Below are 18,976 nucleotides of genomic sequence, written 5' to 3' on the forward strand. Positions count from 1 at the left end.
ATCCGGCGCGCCGGGTCCGTCACCGGCCGCGCCCGTAATCCGGCACATGCTGGCAGATCCGCCGCGCCCAGTCGAGTGCGCGGGACCGGTCAGACCGTCAGCGCGTCCAGCAGGGACTGCAGCCGGGCGGTCTCGCGGTCGGGGTGGACGAGGGTGAAGATGCTGCGGCTGATGTTCAGCCACGGTACGTCGACGACCACGACGTCCGGGCCGTGCCCGCGCAGCGCGAGGTCGGGGACGAGCGCGGCGCCCATCCCCGCCCCGATCATGGCTATGGTGATCTTGAAATCGTCGGAGTGGCAGGCCACCCGAGGGTGCAGGCCCCAGTGGGCGAACAGGCCTTCGAAGAGGGAGGCGTCGCTGGTCGCCGGGTGGTGCATGATCCACGGCAGGTCGACGAGGTGCTCGACCCGGTAGGGCGCCAGGTCGGGCCAGCTGCGCGGCAGGACGAGCTTGTAGCGGTCCTCGGCGATCCAGCGCCGCCCCAGCGCCGACGGCCATGTCAGGCCGGAGTTCCCCACCTGGTAGATGATCGCCGCGTCCATCTCGCCGCCGGCGCCCAGGCGCGGGATGAGCTGGGAGGACTCGGCGACGGAGACCCTGATGCCGGCGCGCTCCTCGGGCTCCATCCGCCGCAGGACTCCGGTCAGCACGTCGGCGAAGCTGGGGAAGATGCCCAGGCGGATCTGCCGCTCGCTGTTCCTGTGCACCGCCTGGACGGTGGCGACCATGCGCTCGATGTCGATGAGCACGGTCTCCGCCTGCCTGGCCAGCACCTCGGCGGCGCTGGTGGGCAGCACGCTGTGGGCGGAGCGGGCGAACAGCTTCACGCCGATCTCCCGCTCCAGCGCGGCCATCTGCTGGGAGACGGCCGACGAGGTGTAGCCGAGCCGGTTGGCGGCGGCGGCGAAGGACCCCAGCTGAACGACTTCACGGAGAGTGCGCAGGTGTTCCGGCTTCAGCATAAGAGTTCCTTGTGCTCAGGGTTGCTAAATGTCGTGTTTATAGCGCTTCCGACTTCTTTCCGCCACTCCTACAGTGATGGCCACCGTCAATCGAGCCCTAGAGAGTCACATGAGCATCCGCGTGTACCGCAACGCCGCCATCCGCACAGGAGACAGCGGCAACCCGTTGGCCCGGGCCATGGCCGTGGACGGCGAGCGGCTGCTGGCCGTCGGCGGAGAGGCGGAGGTGCGCGAGGCCGCGGGCCGGGGAGCGGAGCTGATCGACCTGGAGGGCGCCGCGGTGCTCCCCGGCCTCTACGACGCCCACATCCACACCGCGCAGTACGCCCAGAGCCTGGACGCGGTGGACCTGCGCGACGTGCGCTCCCTGGACGACGCGCTGGCCAGGGTCGCCGCGCACGCCGCGCGGCTGCGACCGGGCGCCTGGCTGTTCGGCGGCCGGTGGAACAGCAACACCTGGGATCCGCCGGCGCAGCCGGACAGGTACGCGCTGGACTCGGTCTGCCCCGAGCTGCCGGTCGCGCTGCCCAGCGTGGACGGCCACACGGTGTGGGCCAACTCCGCGGCCCTGCGGCTGGCCGGCATCGACGCCACCACCCCCGACCCGGTGGGCGGCGAGATCGTCAGGGACGCGAGCGGGGAGCCCACCGGCATCCTGCGCGAGTCGGCCTCCTACCCGCTGCGCAACCTCATGGTCTCCGCCGACCTGCGCGACCAGCTCCGCGCCGGCCAGGAGGAGCTGCTCGCACTCGGCCTGACCAGCGTGCACGACATCGACGGCGAGGACTGCCGGGCCGCCTACCTGGAGCTGCGCGAGGCCGGGGAGCTGAAGCTACGCGTGCACAAGGCGATCCCGACGATTCACCTGGAGGCGGCCATCGCCGAGGGGCGCCGCACCGGGCAGGGCGACGACTGGTTCCGCACCGGGCCCGTGAAGATCTTCAGCGACGGGGCACTGGGCTCGCACACCTGCCACATGGGCGAGTCCTTCGCCGGCGAGCAGGGCAACGTGGGCATCGCGGTCACGCCGTACGAGGACCTGGTCAAGCTGTTCGGCACGGCCGCCGGGGCCGGCATCGCGGTGGCCACGCACGCCATCGGGGACCAGGCCAACCACCTGGTCATCGACGCCTACGAGGCCATCGGCCGTACGGCGGGGCTGCGGCACCGCATCGAGCACGCCCAGCACCTGCGGACCGGCGACCTGACCAGGATGGCCAGGCTGGGCATCGTCGCCTCGATGCAGCCCGTGCACTGCACCAGCGACATCGACCTGGTCGACTCCCTGCTGGCCGGGCACGAGCTGGCCTCCTACGCCTGGCGCGGGATGCTGAACGTCGGCGTCGCGCTGGCCTTCGGCTCCGACGCCCCGGTCGAGCACCCCAACCCCTTCGCCGCGCTGTACGCCGCGGTGACCCGTACCCGCACCGACGGCACGCCCGCCGGTGGCTGGCAGCCCGAGCAGCGGCTGAGCATGGGCGAGGCCCTCACCGCCCACACCCTCGGCGCGGCCTACGCCGCGGGCGAGGAGGACCGCAAGGGCGTCCTCGCCCCCGGCAAGCTCGCCGACTTCATCGCCGTGGACACCGACCCCTTCGTGGAGTCGCCGGACGCGGTGCTGCGCACCAAGGTCATGACCACCGTCGTCGGCGGCGAAGTCCGCTGGCAGCACTCCTGAAGGAGCACCCCCCTTGAACACCCGGATCCTCACCACGCTCGCCGCCGGCGCACTGCTGGCCGCCACCACGGCCTGCGGTGCCCAGTCCCTGGACGGCGGCACGTCCGGCGCGGCGGCCGCGGCGCCGGACATCGTCCTCGACCAGGCTCCCACCGAGGAGAAGGCTGCCGACGTCATCAACGCCATCACCCCCGACAAGGACCTCGCCGCCAAGGCGCCGGCGAGCCTGAAGTCCGGCGGCCTGAAGGTCGTCTCCTCCATCGGCTACCCGCCGATGGAGCTGTTCGCCAGCGACGGCAAGACCCCGATCGGGTTCGACCCCGCCCTGGCCAGGGCCATCGCCAGGAAGCTCGGCGTCAAGGTGACCATCACCGACGAGGAGTTCAACTCGCAGATCCCCGGCGTGCTCACCGGCCGCTACGACTTCGTCATCTCCTCGATGACCGACAACCCCGAGCGGCAGGGACAGGTCACCTTCGTCGACTACGTGCAGGCGGGCTCGGGGATGCTGGTCAAGAAGGGCAACCCGGCCGGCGTCACCGGGCCGAAGGACCTGTGCGGCAAGACGGTCTCCGTCGTCGACAACGGCTCCTCGATGGAGCTGGCCGAGAGCTACGACGCCGACTGCAAGAAGGACGGCAAGGCCGCGGTGAACATCCTGAAGTTCCCCGGCGACACGGAGGCCATGCTCCAGGTGAGCAACGGTCGCGCGCAGGCCATCGTCACCGACTACGTGGTGGCCGCCTACAAGTCCGCAGATCCCAAGCTCGCCATGGAGGCGATCGCCCTCGAAGGCACCGAGAGCCCGTGGGGCATCGGGATGAAGCCGGACAACAAGGAGCTCATCGAGTCCGTCAAGGGCGCGCTGGACGCGCTCATCCAGAGCGGGGAGTACGGCAAACTGCTCGCGGCGTGGAACCTCGACAAGCTGGCCGTCCAGTCCGCTGTGATCAACGGCGGTAAGTGACCGTGCGGACCGAACCGATCACCGACGCGTCGGGCAGGCCGATCCCCGTCGCGCGGACCTGGCACTGGGGCCGCTGGCTGGCCGCGGCGGTCGCGCTGGCGGTCGCGGCCCGGCTGGCCTACCTCATCGTGGCCAACCCGAACCTGGACTGGGGCAAGGTCGCCGAGTACGTGTTCCACGAGCGGATCCTGAGCGGGGTCTGGGTCACCATCGAGATCTCGGTCCTGGCCACGGCCCTCGGGCTGGTGCTGGGCGTGCTGGTCGCGATCATGCGGCTGGCGCACAACCCGGTGCTGAGCGGGCTGGCCACGTTCTACATCTGGTTCTTCCGCGGCACGCCGGTGCTGGTGCAGCTCATCTTCTGGTACAACCTGGCGTTCCTGTTCCCCGAGCTGGTGCTGAAGGTCCCGTTCACCATGATCGGCGTCAAGTGGGACACCAACCAGGTGATGACCGGCTTCACCTCGGCCATGCTCGGGCTGGGGCTGAACCTGGCCGCCTACTTCGCCGAGACCGTGCGCGCCGGGATCCAGGCCGTCGACAAGGGCCAGACCGAGGCGGCGTACGCGCTGGGCATGACCCCGGCCAAGCGGATGCGGGTCATCGTGCTGCCCCAGGCGCTGCGCATCATCATCCCGCCCACCGGCAACGAGTTCATCTCCATGCTGAAGACCACCTCGCTGGTCTACGTGGTCGCCGGGCACGACCTGATGACCAACGCCAGCCAGATATACAAGGCGAACAATCTGATCATGGAGCTGCTGATCGTGGCGAGCCTGTGGTACATGCTCATGACCGCCGTGGCGACCTTCCTGCAGGGCAGGCTGGAGCGCCGCTTCGGCTCCGAGGCCGTACGGCTGGTGCGCGGCGGCGGCCTGGCCGCCAGGATCCTGCCGAAGGCGGCCGCATGAACGCGTCGGCGCAGGTCGTGCAGGCTTCGGGCGTCCGGATGGGCTACGGCGAGGTGCAGGTGCTCAACGGCGTGGACCTCACCGTCGCCTCCGGCGAGGTGAGCTGCGTCATCGGCCCGTCGGGCTCGGGCAAGTCCACGTTCCTGCGGTGCATCAACGGCCTGGAGCCGGTGCTCGGCGGCAGCCTGCGGGTGCTCGACCAGGAGGTCGGCCACACCCTGCGCGGCGACAGGTACCACCCCTGGACGCCCAAGGAGTTCGCCGCCTTCCGCAGGAACATCGGCATGGTGTTCCAGCGCTTCAACCTGTTCGCCCACCACAGCGCGCTGGAGAACGTAGCCTGCGGGCCCGTCCACGTCCTGGGCACCCCGGCGGACCGGGCGCGGGCGCTGGCCATGGAGCACCTGGAGCGGGTGGGCCTGGCCGACCACGCGCACAAGCGGCCCCACCAGCTCTCCGGCGGCCAGCAGCAGCGGGTGGCCATCGCCAGGGCGCTGGCGATGAACCCGGCGCTGATGCTGTTCGACGAGCCCACCTCCGCCCTGGACCCGGAGCTGGTCGACGAGGTTCTGGAGGTCATGAAGGGCCTGGCCGCCGAGGGGATGACGATGGTCGTGGTGACCCACGAGATCGCCTTCGCCAGGGAGGTCGGCGACTGGCTGACCTTCTTCGCCGACGGCGTGGTCGTCGAGCGGGGCCGGCCCCGCGAACTCCTGGCCAACCCGGGCCACGAACGGACCAGGGCCTTCCTTTCCAGCGTGCTCCACCCGAAGGAGCGCCAGGAGCCCCGGTAGCGCTCCGTCAGGTGGCCGGGGCGGTGGGGCGCGGATGCCGGCGATGCCGTTGCCGGCCGTGCGGCTCTCTATCCTGGCGAGGACGAGTCGTCACCGGATGGAGGGGGGCCGAGTGATCCGCGTTCTGCTGGCCGAGGACATGAGCATGCTGCGGGAGGCGCTGGCCGCCCTGCTGGCATTGGAGGACGACATCGAGATCGTCGCCGAGGTCGGGAGCGGTGACGTGATCGTGCCGACGGCTCTGCGCACCCGTCCCGACGTGGCCGTGATCGACATCGAGCTGCCCGGCATGGACGGGCTCAGCGCGGCCGCCGAGCTGCACGAACGGCTGCCGGAGTGCCGGGCGCTGATCCTCACCGGCGTCGGGCGGCCCGGCAGCCTGCGCCGGGCGATGTCCTCGCACGTGGCGGGGTTCATGGTCAAGGACTCCCGGCCGAAGGAGCTGATCGAGGCCATCCGCACCGTCGCCGGGGGCGGCCGGGTGGTGGATCCCCAGCTCGCCTTCGCGGCCCTCAACGTCCAGGGCAGCCCGCTGACCGAGCGTGAGTCCGAGGTGCTCCGCCTCACCGCCTCCGGTGCCGAGCCGCCGGAGATCGCGGCGCGGATCGGCCTGTCGTACGGGACGGTGCGCAACTATCTGGCCTCCTCCGTCACCAAGCTCAACGCGCGCAACCGGGTGGACGCCATCCGGATCGCCACCGAGGCCGGCTGGATCTGAGGCGTCCCACGGCGGTCGCCACCGGTCCGGCCAGGTAGACCCGCGCCGGGCCCGGAGACCAGCCGGCGTCACGGAGCCGGTGCATGCGCGACCCCCTGTCCAGGCGTCCCGGAAGGACATGGGTACGCCGCGGATCTCGGATGTGCGATCTGCATGTCCATCGCACACGGAGCGCATCCGGGAGACCTGCGAACACCATCGGAAACGGTGCGGGAGGCACTACCCGCACAACCGTGCCCGTTGCGAAGCTTGTGCGGGTCGGGGCCACGTGAAGTGGCTCAACCAATGAATGGATCATCTGTGAGCTTTGACGAGAAGAAGATCGAACCGTTCCGCGTCGAGATTCCGCAGGCCGACCTGGACGACCTGGCGGACCGGCTGGCCCGTACCCGGTCCGCCGAGGAACTGCCCGAGTCCGAGGTGACCGACGGGGTGCAGCGGGGCCCGGTACAGCCCGGCTGGGAGTACGGCGTGCCCGCGTCGTTCGTGCGGGATCTGGTGGCGCGGTGGCGCAGCTCCTACGACTGGCGGGCATGGGAGGCCAAGATCAATGCCTTCCCGCAGTTCACCACCGAGATCGATGGGCAGCTCATCCACTTCCTCCACGTCAGGTCCCCCGAGCCGGACGCCACGCCGCTGATCCTCACCCACGGCTGGCCCAACACCTTCGTGGAGTACCTGGGCCTGATCGGCCCGCTCACCGACCCCGTCGCGCACGGCGGCGACCCCGCCGACGCCTTCCACGTGGTCATCCCGTCCCTGCCGGGCTTCGGATTCTCCGGCCACACCCGGAGCAAGGGCTGGAACGCGGCCCGCACCGCCGACGCCTGGGCCGAGCTGATGCGCCGCCTGGGCTACGAGCGGTTCGGCGCGCACGGCAACGACGCCGGCGCGATCGTCAGCCCCCTGCTGGGCCGCCGCCACGGCGACCAGGTCATCGGCGTCCACGTCAACCAGATCTTCTCCTTCCCCTCCGGCGATCCCGCCGAATTCGAGGGCCTCTCCCCGCAGGACATGGAGTATCTGGGCTTCCTGCAGTCCTTCGTCGAGCACGCCGTCCACGACCGTGCCCAGCAGGCCCAGCCGCAGACCCTCGCCCACGCCCTGGCCGACTCGCCCGCGGGGCAGCTCGCCTGGATCGGCCAGCTGCTGGGCGGCCTCCCGGACCCCGACCTGATCCTCACCAACGCCACGATCTACTGGCTGACCAACACCGCCGCCTCCTCGGCGCGGTTCTACTACGAGAACCACCACGGGGACAAGGACACCGAACCGACCACCTTCCCCATGGGCCTGGCCTCCTTCGCCTACGACTTCCGCCCGCTGCGCCGCTTCGCCGAGCGCGACCACGCCAACATCGTGTCGTGGAACGAGTACGACCGCGGTAGCCACTGGGCCGCCCATGACGCCCCCGACCTGCTGATCGACGACATCCGGGGGTTCTTCCGCAAGCTCACCTGACGGCCCGGCCCGGATCCCGGCGACGCGACTTCCCGTGGACGACGGCCGGGATCCGGGGCCGGCCTCCACCGGCGCATCCACGCCCACGACCCGCGTCGCGAGACCCCGGCGACCGCGACGCCATGCGGACTACCAGCGGTATCCATCACGTCACCCCCGTGAACCCGGACGGCAGCACGGTGATCATGAGAGACCGGCCGGTTACGGGAGGGGCGGTAGTGGCGGCAGGGGCTTACTGTTTGAATTATCCGGATCGTAACGGTTCAGGGCCTAGAGTCCGAGTGGCCGTTGTGGAGCTGGGCCGGATGAGTGGAGGCGTGCCGGATGGCGATGGACGGCGGTACGGCCGCGGGACGGGTGGTTTCTCCGGTCCTGGTGGGGCGTGAGGCCCAGTTACGGCGTCTGGTGACCGCGGTGAGCCGTCCGCCCGCCGTGGCGGTCCTGGAAGGGGAAGCAGGCATCGGCAAGACCCGGCTGGTGGCGGAGATGGCGGCCCACCCCGATATGGCGGGGCGCCTGCTCCTCGGCGGGGGTGCCCGGCGGATCCGGGAGCCGTTCCCCCTGGGGCCGCTGGTGGAGGCGCTGCGCGGCACGGGTGAACTGCTGGCGCGGGCCGAGCTGTCGCCGGTCACGGGTGCCCTGCGGGGGTTGCTGCCGGAGCTGGCGGGGGTGCTGCCGCCTGCTCTGGAACCGCTGGACGACCGGGCGGCCGAACGACACCGGCTGTTCCGCGGTCTCGCGGAGGTGCTGAGCGCGCTGGGACCGCTGGTGCTGGTGATGGAGGACCTGCACTGGGCGGACGAGCAGACGGTCGAGTTCCTCGCCTACCTGCTGTCGGCCCTGCCGGCCCGGATGTCGGTGGTGCTCGTCTACCGGGGTGAGGAGGTCGGAGCCGGGATCCGGGAGGCGACGGGCCGGCTCGCGGACTCGGTCTTCCACGACCATGTCGTGCTGGAGCCCCTGGACGCCGAACAGACCGGCGTGCTCGCGGCTTCGATCCTGGACGCGGAGGACGTCACCCCCGACTTCGGGGCGCACCTGCATGAGCTGTCGTCGGGCCTGCCGCTGGCGGTGCAGGAACTGCTGGCGTTGCTGCGGGAACGAGGTGCGCTGATCCAGCTGCGCAGCGGGCGATGGGCGCGGAAGGCGCTGGCGGAGCTGGATGTGCCGCCGGGGGTCCGTGACTCGGTGCGCGAGCGGGTGGGCCGGCTGTCCGCGGCGGCGCGCGGGGTGGCCGAGGCGGCGGCGGTGCTGCAGGTGCCGGCGCGGGTGGCGGTGCTGGCCCAGGTGAGCGGGCTGTCCCGGGCCGAGACCGTGGCCGGGCTGGACGAGCTGCTGGTCTCGGGGCTGCTGGCCGAGCAGGACGGGACGGTGGCCTTCCGGCATGTGCTCGCCGCGCAGGCGGTGTACGGGGGGATCCCCCTGGGGCGGCGGCAGGACCTGCACGCCCGGGCGGCGGCCGCCGTACGCACGGTGGAGCCGGTGCCACTGGGGCAGGAGGCTCACCATCTGCGCCATGCCGGTCTGCTGCGGGAATGGGTGGACGCCGCGGATCAGGCCGCCGGCCAGGCGTCGGAGCTGGGCGACGACGCCGAGGCCGTGCGGATTCTGGAGGACGTGCTGCGGAACGCGCCGCTGGAGCCCGAACGCCGGGGGCACCTGGCGGTGCGGCTGGGCTGGGCCGCCGGCCAGGTGCTGCGTCCCCCGGAGGTGATCGACCTGCTGTCGGAGGCTCTGGAGTCCGAGCAGCCGGGGCCGTTGCGCGGGCAGCTGCACTTCCTGATCAGCCTGCTGCAGGAGAGGCTCGGCGACGACCCCGGGGCGCAGCGGCGCGCTCTCACGGCAGCGGTCGACGACCTCGGCGACCAGCCCGAACTCGCGGCGTGGGTGATGGCGGCGCTCGGGAGGCCGATGGACGCGGCTGTGACGCTGGCCGAGCACACCATGTGGCTGGACCGGGCCCTGGAGGTGGTGCCCTCCATAGGCGATCCGGTGGAGGAGATCTTCGTGCTCGGCAAGATCGCGGCCTCGCTGAGCGGATTCGGTGATCCGCGCTGGGCCGCGCTGACCGACGGTATCCGCCGGCGGACCGGCGGCCGGCCGCGGCATCGCCAGGAGGTGAACGCCTACCGGTCCATCGCGGAGAACGTGTGTTGCGCCGGGCATTTCGAGCTCGCCGACCAGCTGCTGGCCGCCGCGTCGCAGGGGGCGGCCGGTGAGGAATCCTCCCGGGAACCACTGGCCCGGTGCCGGTTGGTCTCGCTGCTGCTGGCGTACTGCCGGGGCACATGGGACGGGCTGGACCAGGAGACCGCGCTGCTTCTCGACGAGTACGGCGGGCGCCCGTCCGACCGGATCACCGCCGAGACGGTCGCGGCCTGCCTGGCGCTCACGCACGGCGACCTCGACACCGCCCGCCGCGAACTCCACGACGTCGTCCAGCGCACCCTGGCTCTGGGCGGCTACGAACTGCTCCCCCTGTCCATGACCGGATTTCTCCGGCTGTCCACCGCACGCGGCGAGGCCGAGGCGGCGCTCGCGGTGACCGGCGCGGCGGTCACCGTATGGGAGACCAAGGGGCTCTGGCCGCTGGCGGTACGGGCGGTGCCCGCGCTGGCCGAGGCGATGGCCGGCATCGGCGGGCACGACGAGGCCGCCGACCTGATCGCCCGGCTCTCCGTGCTGCTCGACGGCCTGGACGCTCCGATGGCTCCGGCCGCGCTGGCGCACGCGCGCGGGCACCTGGAGGCCGGCCGTACGGCCGCCGCCGAACAGTTCCTGGCGGCCGCGTCCGCCTACGACCGGCTGGGAGCCCCGTACGAGGCGGCCCAGGCCCGTGAACAGGCGGCCGGCTGCCTCTTCGCCGCCGCGGACCCGCGGGCCGAGGAACCGCTACGCGCGGCGATCACGACATTTCAGACGTTGGGCGCCCGATGGGATCTGGACCGCGCCGCGCAGCTGGCCCGCAAGTACGGGGTGGCGGTGAAGGGGCGATACCCCGGTGGCCCGCAGGGATACGGCGGCGGGCTGTCTCCCCGGGAGCGGGAGATCGCCGAAATGGCCGCCGCCGGGCTGACCAACCGGGAGATCGGCCAGCAGCTTTTCGTGTCCCCCCGAACGGTGGAGAAGCATCTCGGCGCCGTGCTGCGCAAGCTCGGGCTCCGCTCTCGCGCCGCCCTCGGGATGCACCTGGGCGTCGACCGCGACGGTCTCTGAACCGTCCCGCACGTGTACCCCCGTAGTACCCCACCCGGTTACGGCCCTCCGAATGGGGGGCCCTACCCATGGTCCCGGCGTGCCGCGCAGGCGACGCTAACGGCATGTCCGAAACCGACTCCACGGATGGCCGCCTGGCCGACGCCGCCCCGGAGGCCGACGCAGACCAGGAAGGGCGGGTGTCTCCCGCCGCCCCGCCGGGTGAGGCGGCCGCCGAGTTCCTCGACGACACCCCCGAGGGGTTCGAGCCCCTCTGACCTCTCCCCCCACCCCCCAGCTCCCGAAAGGGCAGTTCCGCATGTCTGCACACAGAGCCCCTGACCAGCCCCCGCCGGGCGGCGACCCCGGCCCTCCCCCTGCCCGGACCGGCACGAGACGGAAGGTGACGCGCGGAGGATCGCTCCTGGCGGCCTCGGCCATGGTGCTGGGCACCCTGGTGGCGCCGGGCACGGCCGCCTTCGCCCAGAAACAGGAGCCCGCCCCCGCCGCCCCGGCGACGGGACCGGTCACCGGCCCGATCGCGCTGACCGGACTGGGCCAGGGTGACCGCACGGTCACCCTGATCACCGGGGACAAGGTGAGGTTGAGCGACGCCGGCGGCGGCAAGTACGCCGTGCGCCCCGAGGCGAGCGTCCGCCCCGACGGCACCAGCGCCCAGCTGTCCACGCTGGCCACCCCGAAGGGCGTGTACGTCACCCCCAGCGACGCCGTGCCCGCCATCAACGCCGGCCGCCTGGACCGGGAGCTGTTCAACGTCACCTACCTGGCCGAGAACGGCTACACCGACGACAAGACCAAGCAGCTGCCCGTCATCGTGCAGTACCCGCGTCAGCACACGGACAAGGCCGTCGCCTCGGCCGCCAAGGCCATCCCGGCCAGCGAGCCCGTGCTCACCCTGGAGAGCGTCAACGCCTCGGCGCTCCAGGTCACCAAGGCCGAGGCGGGCACGTTCTGGAACGCGGTGCGGGCCGTACCGGACAAGAAGAGCGCGAACGGGATCGCCGGGCCGGCCAACGTGCCGGACACGCTGCGCGGCGACATCGCCAAGGTGTGGCTGGACGGCAAGGTGAAGGCCGACCTCGCCGAGAGCGTCCCGATGATCGGCGCGCCGCAGGCGTGGGCCGGCGGCCACGACGGCGCCGGCGTGAAGGTCGCTGTCCTGGACACCGGCGTCGACGCCAAGCACCCCGACCTGGCCGACAGGATCGTCGACAGCAGGTCCTTCATCCCCGGCCAGGAGGTGCAGGACGGCCACGGCCACGGCACCCACGTCGCCTCCACCATCGCCGGCTCCGGCGCGGCGGGGGGCGGCAAGCACAAGGGCGTCGCGCCCGGCGCCCAGCTGATCGTCGGCAAGGTGCTGGCCAACGAGGGCTCCGGCAGCGACTCCCAGATCATCGAGGGCATGGAGTGGGCTGCGGCCTCCGGCGCCAAGGTGATCAGCATGAGCCTCGGCGGCGGCGCCTCCGACGGGACCGACCCGATGAGCCAGGCGGTCAACGTGCTCAGCGCCTCCACCGGCGCGCTGTTCGTGATCGCCGCGGGCAACGCCGGCGCGTCGGGCGCCGAGACCGTCGCCACCCCCGGCACGGCCGACGCCGCGCTGACCGTGGCCGCCGTCGACAAGAGCGACGCGTGGGCCACTTTCTCCAGCCAGGGACCGCGTGTCGGCGGTGGCCTCAAGCCGGACATCGCCGCTCCTGGCGTGGCCATCGCCGCTGCGCGCGCCGCCGGCACGACCATGGGCACCCCGCTCGACGAGCACTACACGGCCGCGAACGGCACCTCGATGGCCACCCCGCACGTCGCCGGCGCCGCCGCCATCATGACGCAGCAGCACCCGGACTGGACGGGCCCGCAGATCAAGGCCGCGCTCATGTCGACCGCCAAGGACGACGCGCTCAGCGTGTACAAGCAGGGCGCCGGCCGGGTCGACGTGGCCAGGGCCTACACCCAGCAGGTCTTCGCCGTCACCACCGGGGCCGACTTCGGCGCCGTCGAGAGCGACGCCGCCCCCGTGACCCGGGAGCTGACCTACACCAACCTGGGCGGCCGGCCGGTCACCCTGACCCTGACCCCCGGCCTGCGCAAGTCGGACGGCAGCGCGGTCGAGGGCGGGCTGAGCATCGCCGAGACGACGCTCACCGTGCCGGCCGGAGGCACCGCGACCACCACCGCCACCGTCGACCCCAAGACCCTGGCCGACCTGGACAACTACACCGGCGCCGTCACCGCGACCGCCGACGGCGTCCAGCTGCGCATCCCCGTAGGCGTGGTGCGTGAGGTGCCCAAGGCCACGCTCACCATCCACACCCTGGGCCGCGACGGCAAGCCGCGCAGTCCTTTGGCCCAGGACACCATCGACGTGTCCGGCGACAAGGGCGTCCTCGGCGGTGTCGCCCTGACCGCCGAAGGGACCACGGTCACCCGCGTCCCGCAGGGTGTCATCAGCGTGACGCAGGTGCTGAGCTGGGTCGGCGACGACGAAAGGGGCAACCTGGCGTTCCTGTCCGTGCCCGAGCTCACCGTCACCGGGGACACCGAGATCACGCTCGACGCCCGCAAGCTGACCGAGATCCGATTCACCACCCCGCAGCCGGCCGAACCGTTGAGCAACGTCCCCTACCTGGCGTATCAGCGGACCGTGAGCAACGGCACCCCCTACATGGGATTCACGTGGCCCGACCGCACCTGGTCCCGGCTGTGGGCCCTGCCCACGGAGAAGGTCACCAAGGGCGCCTTCCGCTTCCACACCCGCTTCACTCTCGGCAGGCCTGAGGTCGAAATGAGCATACGCGGGCGGGGCGGGCTCACCCTGCACCCGGTCTCCGCGCTGCACGGCATCAACACCTACGGCGTGCACGAGCAGTACGACGGCTTCCCCGACTTCCGGCCGTTCACCGGCACCCGCGACCTGGAGGTCGTCGACGTCGGCGAGGGCAGGCCCGAGGACATCGCGGGCCGCGACCTGCGCGGCAAGCTCGTCCTGATGGAAGCGCCGATGTCAGAGGGTTTGTCCGGCCCCATGTGCGGAGTCCAGATCGAGCGGATCGGCCCGATCCGCGACGCCGGCGCGGCCGCGATCGCGTACTTCCCGCAGCCCGGGACCGGTTGCGCGATCCCGCTGAGCATCACGCAGATCCCGTTCACCGGAGAGGCCAAGCCCATCGGCGTCCCCACCGTGTCCCTGCCCTCCCGTGAGGGGGTCGGCCTGCGCGACCGGCTCGCCGGCGGCAAGCCGGTCACCCTCCGGGTGACCGGCACCGAGGAGTCGCCCTACACCTACACCTTCGCCCCCTACGAAGAGGGCCGGGTGCCCCGCTCGCTGCACTACACCTTCGCCGAGCGCGACCTGGCACGGATCGACGTGGACACCCACACCGTCGCCCCCGCGCGCTACAACGACTGGCGGTACGCGCAGAAGCCCGACGACGTGATGCCGATGTCGACCTCCGTCTCCGCGTGGGGCGGCCCCCGGCTCACCCTGCAGGAACGCCGCGACTGGGTCGGACCGCTCGACTCCGGGGTTCTCTGGTCGCACGGCATGGAGGAGATGCGCAGTACACCAGCTGATGCCCGGGTTCCGCAGTGGGCCCTGGAGGTGTTCGACAAGCCGGTCCGCACCCGGCAGTCCTGGCTGACCACCCCGTTCACGCCCGGCGTCGCGACCGGCTCCGACAAGGTCTACAAGCTCGCCAAGCCGGGCGCGAACCTCGGCTGGTTCTTCCGGTGCATGCTCTGCGTCCAGGGCGACCGTCTGTGGGCGGAGTTCGAGCCCAGCTACGGCTCGCCGGGCACCAGGAAGTACAACGGCGGCTACTGGCCGACGGACGACCTGACCAAGCCGGGCTTCGACGTCCGCCTCTGGCAGGACGGCAAGGAGATCCCGCGCACCAGCACCGGCGGCACCACCATCCTGCCGGTCTTCACCCTGCCGGAAGGGCCCGGCAGCTACCGGCTGACCGCCAAGAACGACCGGCACGACGCCGAATGGACCTTCACCGCCCCGGTCAAGGCCGAGCGACTGCCCGGATCCTTCTGCTCCCTCGAAGCGCTGTACGGCACCGCGGAGCCCTGCAAGCCCGCCCCGGTCGTGTTCGTCAGCTACGACCTGGGCGACACCCTGGACGCCGCCAACAGCGTCCGCGCGGGCCGTACGCACACCTTCACCGTCTCCCCCTACCACTCCCCCTCCGCCTCCAAGATGCCTGACATCGCCGGCCTGAAGCTGTGGGCCAGCACCGACGACGGCGCCACCTACACCCCCGTCTCCGTCAAGCGCGACAAGGACGGGACCTACACCGCCACCACCCGCTACCCCGCCCTCCAGCAGACCAAGGGTGCCGTGACCCTCAAGGTCGAGGCCTGGGACAAGGCGGGCAACACCGTCAAGCAGACCACCGTCCGCGCCTTCAACCTCCGCGGCCACGCCGCCGGATAACCGCACGACCGCACGGAGCAGCACATAGGGAAACCCCGGGTCACTCACCGTGACCCGGGGTCTGTCCCGGTCCGCCGCCGGAGGCTCGCTTTCGTGGTCGGCAACGCCATCACCGCCATGGGCACCGGCTATGAGGTGGTGATGATCTCCCGCCTTCTTCGGCTACATCGAAGTCGAGCCGGCCGGGCCGGACGGTGGATGGCGGCCGCTGCGCCCCACGCCGGTGAACGAGTCAGGCACCGCGTTCTTGATCAACCCATGATGAACAGCCATCGTCACAGCGCCCCCGGTGTCATCCAGGGCGTGCTCGATCGCGGTGATCTCGGTCTAGGTCGCCATCAGCGAGGCGGCCAGGTGGTCGCGGAAGCGGCGGGCCGCCTCGGACACGTAGGCCCCCTGCCGCCAGTACAGCCGCAGGACCCGCTCGGCGCCGGGAGCGGCCAGCCGTACGGGAGAAAACGGCGCTCGCGACGCCAGCGGCGAGCGGAGATACCACGCGGGCCCGAACCCCACGCCGAGCCCGGCGCTGACCATCTCGATGGCCGTGGTGGCCTCGTCGATCTCGCAGGCGACCACCAGCTCCAACCCGGCCTCGGAGAACAGCCGCTCGGCCAGCGTGCGCTGCCAGATCCCCGGCCGGGTGGTGACGACGGGTTCGCCCGCGAGGTCGGCCACGGTCACCTCCCGCCGGCCGGCGAGCCGGTGCCCGAGCGGCACGGCGAGCATGACTTCCTCGCGGACCAGCTCGTCATGGACCAGACCCGGGCCGTCGAGCACCTCGGAGGCCAGGCAGAAGTCGACCTGTCCCTCGCTCAGCCGCTCGACCATGACCTCCGGGGCCGCCTGGAACAGGCGTACGGCGACGCCTGGATGCTCGGCGATGAAGCTCTTGACCGGTTCGGTGATCGTGAGCAGTGTCTCCGAGGCGAGCGAGACGCTGCCGCGGGCCAGGCCGGCGGCGTCGGCGAGTTCGCGTCTGGCGTCGTCCAGCTCGGCCAGGGCCCTGTCCACCCGGCGCAGGAACGCGGCGCCGAACCGGTTGAGGCGGATCCGTCTGCCGTGCCGGTCGAACAGCGGCACGCCCAGGTCAGCCTCCAGCCGCGCGATGGTCCGGCTGAGCGAGGGCTGGGCGATGCGGAGCTCCTCGGCTGCCTTGCTGATGTGCTCGTGGCGGGCCACGGCCTGGAAGTAGCGCAGTGACAGCAGATCCATTATGCCTCTACAGCTATGAACATATAGAAAAACTGGTCTTGGACAGCATATAGCCCTCCTTCCTAGGGTCGTCCGCGTGGACATCTTGGATCTGGCCCGCCTGCAGTTCGCCGTCACGACGGGGGTGCACTGGCTGTTCGTCATCCTCACCCTCGGCCTCGTGCCGCTCGTCGCGATCATGCAGACGCGCTCCTTGCGGGCACGGGATCGAGTACGGCGCGCGGCACTGGACCGGATGACCCGGTTCTGGGGCCAGATCTATGTGATCAACTACGCGCTCGGCATCGTCACCGGTCTTGTGATGGAGTTCCAGTTCGGCCTGACCTGGAGCGGGCTCGGGAAATACACGGGCAACGTCTTCGGCGCCCCGCTGGCCCTGGAGACGCTCATCGCGTTCTTCGCCGAGTCGACCTTCCTCGGCATGTGGATCTTCGGCTGGGACCGTCTGCGGCCCGGACTGCACGTCACGCTGATCTGGCTGGTCACGGCCACCGCCTACACCTCGGCCTTCTGGGTGCTGGTCGCCAACGGCTACATGCAGGCCCCGGTCGGCTCGGTGGTCAGGGACGGCGTGGCCTACCTCACCGACTTCGGCGCGCTGCTCACCAATCCGAGCGCGCTGGTGCCGCTGGCCCACGTGAGTCTCGCCGCGCTCCTGACCGGTGGCCTGTTCGTGGCCGGGGTCAGCGCCCACCACCTGCGTCGCGGCAGGGAGGATTTCCGCGGTCCGCTCCGGACCGGCGTCCTCGTGGCCGCCGTCGTCACCTTCCCCGTCTATGCCGCCGGCGGCCTGCAATACCCGATCATCGCCGCCACGCAACCGGCCAAGACGGCCATGATGGACGAGCCCGGCTGGGTCCTCTGGGGGCAGTACGTCATGATCGGACTCGGTTACCTGCTCGGCATCCTCGCGCTCGCGGCCTTCCTGGTCGTCTTCCGCGAACCGCTGCTGCGGCGCCGGCTACCCGCCGTGGTCGCTGTCGCGCTGACCGCCTACCCGGCCGGCGAGTATTTCGGCGGCTTCCTGTTCAACGAGCCGGGGCCGTACCGCGGGCCGATCTACCTGCTCTGGTTCCTGATCATGGGCGCAGTCCTGCTGTCGCGGCCCGTCGGCCCGCTGCTGCGGCTACTGCCGATCCTCATCCCGCTGCCTCTCGTCGCCTCCCTCGGCGGCTGGATCTCCCGCGAGATCGGCCGGCAGCCCTGGATCGTGTACGGCAGGCTCACCACGGCCCAGGCCCTGTCGCCCGGCCTGACCCGGACCATGATCATCAGCTCGCTGGCCGGCTTCGTCGTCGTGCTCGGCGCGCTGGCCGTCACCAACTGGGTCCTGATCGCGCGCACCGCCCGCCGCGGGCTGGAACCCGCGCCCACCGAACCGGCCGCCGAACCCGTACCGGCATTCTGAAGGAGCGTCATGGAACTCTTCTGGCTCTCGCTGCTGGGCTCCCTGCTCACCGGGTACTACGTGCTCGCCGGCTTCGACTACGGCGCGCAACTGCTGCTTCCCCTGGCAGGCAGGGACGAGGGCGGCCGCCGCCGGGTCCTGGCCGCGCTCGGGCCGTACTTCTTCGGCAACGAGGTGTGGCTGGTCGCCGCCGCCGGCGTGCTGTTCGGCGCTTTCCCGCTGCTGGAGGGCACCTTGCTGTCGGGCCTGTATCTGCTGGTGGTCCTGCTCCTGCTCGGCCTGGTCGCGGGCAAGGCCGCCGTCCAGCTGCGCGGTCGTTCCCAGAGCGCGGCCGCGCGACGCGTATGGGACGTGCTGATCGTCGCCGGCGGCGCGATCCCCGCGTTCCTGATGGGCACGCTGATCGGGCTGCTGCTGGCCGGTGTCCCGCTGCGCGGCGATCACGGATTCGTCCTCTCGCCCGGTGACGTGCTGCACCCGTTCGTGCTGCTGGCCGGGGTGACCGGCGTGCTGCTCCTCATCGGGCACGGCGGCGCCTTCCTCTCCCTGCGCACCACGGGCGAGGTGGCCAGTCGTGCGGACTCGGCCGCGCGTAGCGCCTTGACCTGGGCGGCGGCTGCCGTGGTCGTCACCTTCGCCGCCGGCCTCGCGCTCGGTGTGCGGCCGCCGAACCCGCTCGTGGCGACCGCGGCGACCGTGCTGCTGGCGGTCCTGCCCCTGGCCGGCCGCAGGGCACTGCGGTACGGCAGGCCGGGACGCGCCTTCACCGCCACCGCGGCCGCCGTCGCGCTGCCTGTCCCGCTGGCCGGGCTGTCGACCTTCCCCTACATGCTCGTCTCGAGCGCCGACCCGCGGCACAGCCTGACCTTCACCGAGGTGGCCGCCGACGCCGCGACCCTGGAGACGCTGACTGCCTTCGGCGTCGTCCTCCTCCCCGTCATGCTCGGCTACCAGGCCTTCGGCTGGTGGGCCTTCCGCGGCCGGGTCGAGGCCCCCGGCCACTTCTGATCTGGCGTTCATATTGCGATATATGGAGGTTTCACGCCCTTCGGTTATCTGATCACCGTGGCGCTCGCCGCCTGGTGCACCTTCTCCTTCTCCGCCGTTGTCGCGCCGGGCCGGCGAACGTGGGGTGCGGGCCTCCCGTACTCGCTCTGCTCACGCAGGCGTTTCATGAGATCGACACGGTGAAGGGGCGCAGGCTC

The 18,976-nt window shown here is 71.4% G+C and carries 13 protein-coding genes; 11 read left to right on the plus strand and 2 right to left on the minus strand.

All coding sequences use genetic code 11. The features are described 5' to 3' along the window. Positions 1–89 precede the first annotated feature (89 nt). On the minus strand, positions 90–965 hold the full coding sequence (locus SROS_RS22295; RefSeq protein WP_012891196.1) for a LysR family transcriptional regulator: 876 nt from the start codon (positions 963–965) through the stop codon (positions 90–92). A gap of 109 nt (positions 966–1,074) precedes the next feature. On the opposite strand from SROS_RS22295, the gene SROS_RS22300 reads away from it, so the two are divergent. From SROS_RS22300 to SROS_RS22335, 9 genes are all read left to right on the plus strand, one after another. Then, positions 1,075–2,643: an amidohydrolase gene (locus SROS_RS22300; protein WP_012891197.1), complete on the plus strand. Its 1,569-nt coding sequence runs from the start codon at positions 1,075–1,077 to the stop codon at positions 2,641–2,643. Positions 2,644–2,656: 13 nt separating this feature from the next. Beyond that, positions 2,657–3,610: an ABC transporter substrate-binding protein gene (locus SROS_RS22305; protein ID WP_012891198.1), complete on the plus strand. Its 954-nt coding sequence runs from the start codon at positions 2,657–2,659 to the stop codon at positions 3,608–3,610. Between the two features lie 2 nt (positions 3,611–3,612). Next, complete coding sequence (locus SROS_RS22310) at positions 3,613–4,521, plus strand: amino acid ABC transporter permease (protein ID WP_043656380.1); 909 nt, start codon at positions 3,613–3,615, stop codon at positions 4,519–4,521. Then, the gene (locus tag SROS_RS22315) at positions 4,518–5,315 is read left to right on the plus strand and encodes an amino acid ABC transporter ATP-binding protein (protein WP_012891200.1); all 798 of its coding nucleotides are present in this window, start codon (positions 4,518–4,520) and stop codon (positions 5,313–5,315) included. Before SROS_RS22310 ends, SROS_RS22315 begins: the two co-directional genes overlap by 4 nt. A gap of 112 nt (positions 5,316–5,427) precedes the next feature. After that, a complete protein-coding gene (locus tag SROS_RS22320) occupies positions 5,428–6,033 on the plus strand; it encodes a response regulator transcription factor (protein WP_012891201.1) in 606 nt (201 codons plus the stop codon). Positions 6,034–6,333: 300 nt separating this feature from the next. Continuing rightward, a complete protein-coding gene (locus SROS_RS22325; protein ID WP_012891202.1) occupies positions 6,334–7,494 on the plus strand; it encodes an epoxide hydrolase family protein in 1,161 nt (386 codons plus the stop codon). A gap of 324 nt (positions 7,495–7,818) precedes the next feature. Then, positions 7,819–10,710, plus strand: coding sequence for a helix-turn-helix transcriptional regulator (locus SROS_RS53925; RefSeq protein WP_012891203.1), 2,892 nt, complete (start codon positions 7,819–7,821; stop codon positions 10,708–10,710). Between the two features lie 104 nt (positions 10,711–10,814). Then, the gene (locus tag SROS_RS51075) at positions 10,815–10,967 is read left to right on the plus strand and encodes a hypothetical protein (RefSeq protein ID WP_169369338.1); all 153 of its coding nucleotides are present in this window, start codon (positions 10,815–10,817) and stop codon (positions 10,965–10,967) included. Positions 10,968–11,092: 125 nt separating this feature from the next. Next, entirely contained in the window at positions 11,093–15,151 is a 4,059-nt protein-coding gene (locus SROS_RS22335; RefSeq protein ID WP_043652613.1) for a S8 family serine peptidase, read from the plus strand. Between the two features lie 327 nt (positions 15,152–15,478). Here the strand turns inward: SROS_RS22335 and SROS_RS22340 are convergent, their stop codons facing one another. Further along, entirely contained in the window at positions 15,479–16,363 is an 885-nt protein-coding gene (locus tag SROS_RS22340; protein WP_012891206.1) for a LysR family transcriptional regulator, read from the minus strand. 76 nt (positions 16,364–16,439) lie between these two features. Between SROS_RS22340 and SROS_RS22345 the strand changes: the two genes are divergently transcribed. Both SROS_RS22345 and cydB read left to right on the plus strand, forming a co-directional pair. After that, positions 16,440–17,771, plus strand: a complete 1,332-nt coding sequence (locus SROS_RS22345) for a cytochrome ubiquinol oxidase subunit I (RefSeq protein ID WP_012891207.1) — start codon at positions 16,440–16,442, stop codon at positions 17,769–17,771. Between the two features lie 9 nt (positions 17,772–17,780). Next, positions 17,781–18,779, plus strand: a complete 999-nt coding sequence (cydB, locus tag SROS_RS22350; protein ID WP_012891208.1) for a cytochrome d ubiquinol oxidase subunit II — start codon at positions 17,781–17,783, stop codon at positions 18,777–18,779. Positions 18,780–18,976 lie beyond the last annotated feature (197 nt).

The sequence above is a fragment of the Streptosporangium roseum DSM 43021 genome (assembly GCF_000024865.1).
Taxonomy (GTDB): domain Bacteria; phylum Actinomycetota; class Actinomycetes; order Streptosporangiales; family Streptosporangiaceae; genus Streptosporangium; species Streptosporangium roseum.

What these genes read in the sequence shown, in the direction of transcription:
- SROS_RS22295 (WP_012891196.1), bottom strand. Translation starts at nt 965, where the DNA reads ATGCTGAAGCCGGAACACCTGCGCACTCTCCGTGAAGTCGTTCAGCTG.
- SROS_RS22300 (WP_012891197.1), top strand. Translation starts at nt 1,075, where the DNA reads ATGAGCATCCGCGTGTACCGCAACGCCGCCATCCGCACAGGAGACAGC.
- SROS_RS22315 (WP_012891200.1), top strand. Translation starts at nt 4,518, where the DNA reads ATGAACGCGTCGGCGCAGGTCGTGCAGGCTTCGGGCGTCCGGATGGGC.
- SROS_RS53925 (WP_012891203.1), top strand. Translation starts at nt 7,819, where the DNA reads ATGGCGATGGACGGCGGTACGGCCGCGGGACGGGTGGTTTCTCCGGTC.
- SROS_RS51075 (WP_169369338.1), top strand. Translation starts at nt 10,815, where the DNA reads ATGTCCGAAACCGACTCCACGGATGGCCGCCTGGCCGACGCCGCCCCG.
- SROS_RS22340 (WP_012891206.1), bottom strand. Translation starts at nt 16,363, where the DNA reads ATGGATCTGCTGTCACTGCGCTACTTCCAGGCCGTGGCCCGCCACGAG.
- cydB (WP_012891208.1), top strand. Translation starts at nt 17,781, where the DNA reads ATGGAACTCTTCTGGCTCTCGCTGCTGGGCTCCCTGCTCACCGGGTAC.